Here is a 7,254-nt window from a genome sequence, read left to right as displayed (position 1 = left end):
TTTACGGGCAGTTGATCTCCCGCCTCCCTTCTTTGATACAGTCGAATTTTGAGGTGGGAGTCTTACTGCCCGTTAATGCGGGGTAAAATGAACTTTTTTATATTTTTATCATTCCAAACAAAAGTTAATTATAACACGATTTTTCCTTTATTTGTCCAACTGCCCAAAATTCACTATAATAAAATGAGGTTACATGAATATAAGTATGAAAACACTTAAGTCTAAGCTCGTTTTCAGCTATACTTTAGTATGTACAGTACATAAAAAGATTAGAAATTTATTTGGAGGTGCTAACTATGGCAAAAGATAGTTCTTTTGACATCGTTTCGAAAGTAGAATTACCTGAAGTAACAAACGCAATTAACACTGCATTAAAGGAAATCCAAAACCGATATGACTTTAAAGGAAGCAAAAGTGATATTAAATTAGAAAAAGAAGTACTTGTTTTAACTTCTGACGACGAGTTTAAATTAGAACAAGTAAAAGACGTTCTTATTTCTAAACTTGTAAAACGTAACGTTCCAATTAAGAACTTAGATTATGGAAAAATTGAAGCGGCAGCTGGTAACACTGTTCGCCAACGTGCAACACTTCAACAAGGTATCGATAAAGATAACGCAAAAAAAATTAACAACATCATTAAAGAAATGAAGTTAAAGGTAAAAACACAAGTACAAGATGACCAAGTACGTGTTACAGCGAAAAGCCGTGATGACTTACAAGCAGTTATCGCTGCAGTTCGTAGTGCTGATTTACCGATTGACGTACAATTCATTAACTACCGCTAAAAAGAAAAACATCNNGGATGTTTTTCTTTTTAGCGTGTAAAAGTCTAAGCTTACGGGCAATCGGATAATTAGAATAAGGGTTTAATTATTATGCATAAATGAAGAAGGCCTTTTTAAAAATCGAGGCAACAGCCTCCTCCCCAATCAAATGTAACAAATTATGAGTATAAGAATATTTTCCACCCTTTCCTGTAATGTAAAATTAGTAAAGAATTTGTTTTATGAAAAATGTTAATTAAAAAGAGTTAGAAGTGGTTATTTGAAGAAATTAATACTATGTTTTTTATTAACTACATTCTGTCTATATATTACAGGGTGTTCTAATAATATAACTACACCTGAGGATACATCTAAAACTTCAACACCTGCGAATTGTAAATACATCAACAAAGCTTGGTATAAGAAACCTACGAACTGTAATAATTGATGATATAAGTCATAAAAAAAGACACCATAAGGTGTTTTTTTTATAGAAAATAATAAGATGTTCATCAGAAATTATGAGTGATTTTTTTATTTTGTTGTTCAAAATATTTTTCTTTAACTATTTTTATCAGATCTTCTTTTTCTGTTAGTTCAAAGATAAATAATGCTTTTTTCATATTATCAGCTATATCTTCTTCATTACATTGTTTCAGCTTTAGCATGTTCCAAGCTTTCCCATAGTATAATTCGCCTAATAAATATAAAGTATTTAGATTAATAGCTAATTTAATACCCATATCATTGTATTTTATTGCCTCTTCATGTTGATTTACATGACCTAACATTTTCCCTAAATTAAAAATGATTTTTAATTTAACCTCTTTATCTCTAGGGAAATCTAACGTATTAAAATTAGTTAAACATCTTCTTAATATAGTAATACTCTTTTCATATTCTTTATTTGCCCAATGAAATATAGCCATCGACTGCATAATATCTATTTCTCTTTCTGATAAAAAATCACCATTCGTTACAGTTAGTTTTAGTGCATTATTTAAAAGATTTAAAGCAGTTTTTATTGATTTATTCACATAAAATATAGCAATCGCTTCATGCCATATTAGAAATTGTTTATCTTCTTTTAACTGGAAATTATTTTCGTTTTTCTCTTGTTTCACTATTTCATAAAGTTCATTATATTGTTTTTGTTTTGTACAATCTCTCATTACACATTTTACATTTTCTACATATTTTAGTTTTTTGTTTTGAGTTAGTGCGAAAATATGATTTGGTTCAATACCAAGTCTTTCAGATAATTGATATAACAATATGCTAGATGGATAAATCATACCTTTTTCTATTTTGCTTATTTGACTTTGCGAACATATTCCATGACACAATTCAGATTGTGATATATTCTTTTTCATTCTAAGTTCTTTAATGGTAATACCCAAATCGTAAAATTCCATTTTTCCTCCTCAAATATAGCCCTCAATGAGTAACAGAATATTTTTCACCCTTTAATGTAATGTAAAATTAGTATATTTACAATTATTGTTTCCCCTATCGGTCTTTTCACTTTTTTACTCAGCTGCCTTTCGAGGTGTGAGCCTTACTTCACAGAAAAACAAGCTAGGGAGAAAGTTTTCTCCTTAGCCTGTTTCCCTCGAGATTTCGCACTTATTAAGAGCAACACCAAATTGCTTTATCAAATGATTTTTTAGGAATGTATACTTGATCATTTTCGATTTTATATTTTATATCGTTTCTCTTCAGAACTGCCGTATCAACAGAATGAACACTATCGCCCCACCGAACAAATTCCCCATCATCACGGTTGTCCCAAAAATAAAGTGAAACTTTAATCAGCCCTCACCAATCGGACNNATGGGCAGCCCGACCCCCACCTAACGTCTTTGCTTTCGCTGCATTTGGAGGCGGGGGTCTTACTGCCCATTAAAGTGGGATAAAAACACATAAGCATATAGCGAACCACTTCTTTTTTCGCAAATACCTCACCACCTTAAACTAAAGAAGAACTACTAAAAAAATGCTACTCATTTCCGTCTCTTTTTAACCGCAAGTAAAAATGCAATAAACAATACGTTCACACCGACGATTAAAGAAATAAATAGCCAATTCACACCTGTTTCTCCGTTAACTTTATACACATTTGACTCTTCACGTTTTAAAACAAGATAAAACTTTCCTTTTTCTTCTCTTATAATTTCATCTTCTAACAATCCTCTTAACTCTTGTTTTTCGCCAATTGCACTTACAGGTAAAGCAACTTTTTGTGTTTCTTTCGTATTATTAATCGCTACTACTGTCACTTCATCTTTATACTTTCTCTTTAGTACACTCATTCCATCTTTATCGTATAGAAGCTCAAACGTACCGCGGCGTAAAGATGGTCTCGCTTGTCTAAGCTCACCGAGTTTCGTTATGTGTTGCATAAACTTTTCATCTGATTTAAAGTCCATTAATCGTCTATTATCTGGCGTACCTCCTCCATCCAATGCAATTTCAGTTCCGTAATAAAAATTCGGAATACCTGGTGTTGTTAATAAATATGTAAGAGCTAGTTTCAAACGAGATGGTGGATAATTCATATTCTCTTTTGCAATACGAGCAAATCTTTTTGTATCTTGATCATCTAAAAATGTAGCGGCTGCTCCGTCTTTTTTACTCACATCATATAAAGGTTTCACCGATACGTCCGCTTTAGAAAACGCTCCTACTATTTTTTCGTTGTATTCACTATCTTCTTTTATCATAATACGAAAATCTTTCTTTATCGCTTGCATATCTTTTTGCGCATTATCCCAAAAGGAACGCGGCTTTTTTTCATTATGTATTACATAACTTGCATCTAAATCAACTTCTTTTATCCACCATTTCATTGCATCAATTACCTGTTGTTCATTCTCTCCAAGCGGAAATTGAAGTACAACTTTTATTCCTTTTGCGTGAGCTGCTTGTACAAGTTCTTTCACATCATTTTCTGTTCCGAAATGTTCATTTACCTTTTGAAAATTGCGTACGTCTAATCCATCGTACTTTCCACTTTCAAAAAGCGGAGAAAGCATAACAGCGGTAAAGCCCATTTCTTTTATGTAATCCAGTCTTTTTATAATCCCTCTTATATCTCCGCCCTGATATCCTTCTAAATTACCAACTTCTAACTGTTTGTCATTTTTCGGTTCTCCATTATTAAAGCGATCAATCATAATAGAATATATAACTTCGTCTCGCCACTCTCTTTTTTCATTTGCAAACGTATGTATTGGTACAAATAAAACGACAGCTAAACAAAAACAAATGAACAGTTTCCTAGTATGTATTTTCCCCACACGCATCCCCCATGTTTTTTAATTGTAAGAATATTATACCAATTATCCAAACGAATCGCATACGTTGATTTCATTCTTCTCAAATTATCACATGTTAGATTTTCTAACATTAATCAAGAAATTTTCTGAATTTTTAGTTGATTTTTCTTTTTATTTCGAATATGATATGAAACATAACGAATAGATGTTATTTTTTCTAACATTATAGGAGGAGAGAAAATGAATACGGGAGATACTGTTTTTATGTTTGTAACGACGGTAATGGTCATGTTAATGACACCAGGATTGGCACTTTTTTATGGGGGCATGGTTCGCAGTAAAAACGTACTTAGTACGACAATGCATAGTTACAGCGCAATGGCTATCGTTTCGATTCAATGGATTGTAATTGGTTATTCTTTATCATTTGGACCAGATTTACACGGACTAATTGGCACACTCGATTGGTTCGGTTTAAACGGAGTTACCTACGCACCAAATCCAGACTACTCATCCACTATTCCTCACAATTTATTTATGATGTTCCAGCTTATGTTTGCTATTTTAACTCCCGCTTTAATTTCAGGTGCATTCGCCGAAAGAATGCGATTTTCAGCTTTCCTTATCTTCATCCTTCTATGGACAACAATCGTATACAATCCTGTCGCTCATTGGGTATGGGGCGTTGGCGGATGGCTAAGAGAACTTGGCGCGTTAGACTTCGCTGGTGGTAATGTCGTTCATATTACATCTGGTGTCGCTGGCCTTGTATTAGCTATTTTCCTCGGAAAACGAAAAAATATAAACGGTCCTTCTCCTCACCATTTACCATTTACGATGCTAGGTGCAGGTTTACTATGGTTCGGCTGGTTCGGTTTTAACGTCGGTAGCGCATTATCTTTAAATGACGTAGCTTTAACCGCATTTATTAATACAAATATAGCCGCTGCTGCCTCCGCATTAACTTGGATGCTTTCAGAATGGTTCTTCCAATCAAAGCCGACTGCGATGGGAGCTGCTTGCGGAGTCGTTTCCGGTTTAGTCGCTATTACGCCAGCTTGCGGGTTTGTTACACCTTTCTCCGCTCTTCTTATCGGAGCAATCGGCGGCGTATTATGCTTCGGAGCGGTCTTTTTCTTAAAAACAAAATTCGGATACGACGACACACTCGATGCATTCGGATGCCACGGCATCGGCGGAACTTGGGGCGGCATTGCGACAGGACTATTTGCAACTACTACTGTAAATGCTGATGGCGCGAACGGATTATTTTACGGAAACGCCGCTTTACTGTTTAAACAAGTTGTAGCAATCGGCGCAACATATGCATTCACGATCATCATGACGTACGCCATTATTAAAGCGATCAACGTCTTCCTCCCTGTTCGGGTTGATGAGCATGAAGAACATATGGGACTTGATATTTCGATGCACGGGGAGAAAGCTTATGAATATACGGAGCGAGCGAACTAAAAAAGAGATGCAATCTATTAGTAGTAGATTGCATCTCTTTTTATTGTAGTTGTCGCCTCAACATACCCTATCTGGTATTCCGGCGATTATTCGGATATATCGACGATTTTTCAAATATATCGATTTACCAACGAATTACGACATGACGAAAATGAAAAATACCCCGGCGTGATTTTACATAAAAAAGACGACCGGTTCACAGTCGTCTTTTCCTATTTATTTCGGAGCATTTCCCACATATTGCGTAATATCAACATTTAACGCTTGCGCTAAACGCATACCGTATTCTTGATCCGCACGGAAAAAGTTACAAACAGCTAGTAATTTCGTACGTTCATTTACGTCTTTTAAGTCATTTGTTAAGTTTGCAATTAAGTTGTCTTGCTCTTCTTTAGAGAATGAACGGTAACGCTCACCTGCTTGTTTAAAGTCATTTGGTTTGTCAATTTTTTCACGAGATACGTAGCCTTCTACTTTCATAGTTGAATCGCGGTAAGCTTTGTCTTCAACTGGATTTTCAGCATGACGGCTCGGTTCGTAGTTGATTGTAGATGGGTTTTGATTGATTTGCATGGCACCATCACGTTGTTGGTTATGAACAGCTGCGTATGGGCAATTTACAGGAATTTGTAAATAGTTCGCACCAAGACGGTAACGCTGCGTATCTGGGTAAGAGAATAAACGACCTTGTAATAATTTATCTTCAGATGGTTCAATACCATTTACAGTTGCACTTGGAGAGAATGCCACTTGCTCTACTTCCGCGAAGAAGTTTTTCGGATTACGATTCAACGTCATTGTCCCTACTTCAATTAATGGGAAGCGATCTTCTGGCCATACTTTCGTTGGGTCTAATGGATCGAAATCTAAAGAATCCGTTTCTTCTAGTTGCATCACTTGTACGTGTAAATCCCACTTTGGATAATTTCCTTTTTCGATTGCATCGAACAAGTCACGAGTTGCATGGTTGAAGTCTTTTCCTTGTACTTCTTGCACTTCTTTTGCACTTAAGTTACGTACACCTTGCTGTGGTTTCCAGTGATATTTAATATAGACGATTTTACCTTCTGCATTAATCCATTTAAATGAATGGACACCGAAACCTTCCATTTCACGATAACTCGCTGGTGTACCGTAATCAGAAAATACCCACGTCATCATATGTGTAGATTCCGGACTTAACGTCATGAAATCCCAATAACGATCTGGCGTTTGAATGTTTGTATCAGGTGCTGGTTTTAAAGAATGCACCATATCAGGGAATTTAATTGCATCACGAATGAAGAAGACGGGTAAATGGTTCCCTACGATATCGTAATTTCCTTCTTCTGTATAAAATTTAACAGCGAACCCACGTGGGTCACGAGCTGTTTCTGGAGAACCTTGACCATGAATAACCGTTGAGAAACGAACAAATACAGGCGTTTCAGTTCCTTCATTTTGTAAAAATGCTGCTTTCGTATATTGCTTCATGCTGTTTTTCGTTACGAATACACCGTGAGCACCTGCACCACGCGCATGCACAACACGCTCCGGAATACGTTCACGATCAAAGTGCGCAAGTTTTTCTACTAAATGATAGTCTTCTAATAATACCGGTCCACGGCGACCAGCTGCACGAGAGTTTTGGTTATCTCCAACTGGAGCACCTTGATTTGTTGTTAAGCGATTATTTGGATTCATTTAGGGGGATCCTCCTCTTTATCTCATAGTAATTATTATTTATTTAAAATTAT

Annotated in this window: 6 protein-coding genes; 2 read left to right on the top strand and 4 right to left on the bottom strand. The window is 35.7% G+C overall.

Annotated features, from left to right (window positions below):
- Window positions 1–296 precede the first annotated feature (296 nt).
- Window positions 297–788 carry a YajQ family cyclic di-GMP-binding protein gene (locus tag COL05_RS19790; protein ID WP_074543150.1) on the top strand — a complete coding sequence of 164 codons (492 nt, stop codon included), beginning with the start codon at window positions 297–299 and terminating at the stop codon, window positions 786–788.
- A gap of 491 nt (window positions 789–1,279) precedes the next feature.
- On the opposite strand, the gene COL05_RS19780 is transcribed toward COL05_RS19790, so the two are convergent.
- The 3 genes from COL05_RS19780 to COL05_RS19770 all read right to left on the bottom strand — a co-directional run bounded on the left by COL05_RS19780 (window position 1,280) and on the right by COL05_RS19770 (window position 4,066).
- Complete coding sequence (locus COL05_RS19780; RefSeq protein ID WP_098669842.1) at window positions 1,280–2,182, bottom strand: helix-turn-helix domain-containing protein; 903 nt, start codon at window positions 2,180–2,182, stop codon at window positions 1,280–1,282.
- 214 nt (window positions 2,183–2,396) lie between these two features.
- The gene (locus COL05_RS31970) at window positions 2,397–2,582 is read right to left on the bottom strand and encodes a hypothetical protein (protein ID WP_098669848.1); all 186 of its coding nucleotides are present in this window, start codon (window positions 2,580–2,582) and stop codon (window positions 2,397–2,399) included.
- A gap of 188 nt (window positions 2,583–2,770) precedes the next feature.
- On the bottom strand, window positions 2,771–4,066 hold the full coding sequence (locus tag COL05_RS19770) for an alpha-amylase family glycosyl hydrolase (RefSeq protein ID WP_257152583.1): 1,296 nt from the start codon (window positions 4,064–4,066) through the stop codon (window positions 2,771–2,773).
- A 219-nt stretch (window positions 4,067–4,285) separates the two neighbouring features.
- Here COL05_RS19770 and COL05_RS19765 point away from each other — a divergent pair, with 219 nt between their 5' ends.
- On the top strand, window positions 4,286–5,518 hold the full coding sequence (locus COL05_RS19765) for an ammonium transporter (RefSeq protein ID WP_098669840.1): 1,233 nt from the start codon (window positions 4,286–4,288) through the stop codon (window positions 5,516–5,518).
- Between the two features lie 216 nt (window positions 5,519–5,734).
- Here the strand turns inward: COL05_RS19765 and katB are convergent, their stop codons facing one another.
- Window positions 5,735–7,201: a catalase KatB gene (gene katB / locus COL05_RS19760; protein WP_098669839.1), complete on the bottom strand. Its 1,467-nt coding sequence runs from the start codon at window positions 7,199–7,201 to the stop codon at window positions 5,735–5,737.
- Window positions 7,202–7,254 lie beyond the last annotated feature (53 nt).

This window comes from Bacillus sp. AFS059628, assembly GCF_002571225.1.
Classification (GTDB): domain Bacteria; phylum Bacillota; class Bacilli; order Bacillales; family Bacillaceae_G; genus Bacillus_A.
Note: the sequence above shows the minus strand (reverse complement) of the source record. Positions and strands in the feature narration are given on the sequence as shown.